This window comes from Collinsella sp. AF31-11, from assembly GCF_003475605.1.
Lineage (GTDB): Bacteria > Actinomycetota > Coriobacteriia > Coriobacteriales > Coriobacteriaceae > Collinsella.
Genome location: NZ_QRQS01000014.1, coordinates 1 through 433, shown reverse-complemented (window position 1 = coordinate 433; position 433 = coordinate 1). Strand labels below are relative to the sequence as shown.

1 protein-coding gene is annotated in these 433 nt (G+C 62.8%); it reads right to left on the bottom strand.

What is annotated here, in order from left to right; genetic code table 11:
- On the bottom strand, positions 1-433 hold a 433-nt coding region (locus tag DWZ22_RS08930), incomplete at both ends, for a helix-turn-helix domain-containing protein (RefSeq protein WP_147352286.1).

Below are 433 nucleotides of genomic sequence, written 5' to 3'. Positions count from 1 at the left end.
GCGAGGATCTCGCGGTATGTCACCAGGTCGTTCTCGCGCTTGATGCGCTCGAGGACGGTTGCGACAACAAGCGCCGCTATCGCCGGCAGGAACGCCGCAGCCGCGGCGACGCCGGCGCCCCAGGTGCCCTCCATCCAGTTAAACGCCGGCGACAGTATCAGCGCGAACGCCACCGCCAGCAACGCAAGCATCAGCACGGCCAGCCATAGCATCCGCGTTCCCATGCGCTTGCGATCTCTTTCGACCGCCTCTTCCATAACGGTCACGTCTCCCTTCACGAGCGTGTCTATGGAGGTGTCGAATAGGATGCTCAGCATGAGCAGACTCTGGACGTCCGGATACGTCTTGTCCCGCTCCCAGTTCGAGATCGTCTGACGCGACACGTAGAGCTTCTCGGCAAGTTGCTCTTGCGAGAGGCCCATCGCCTCGCGCC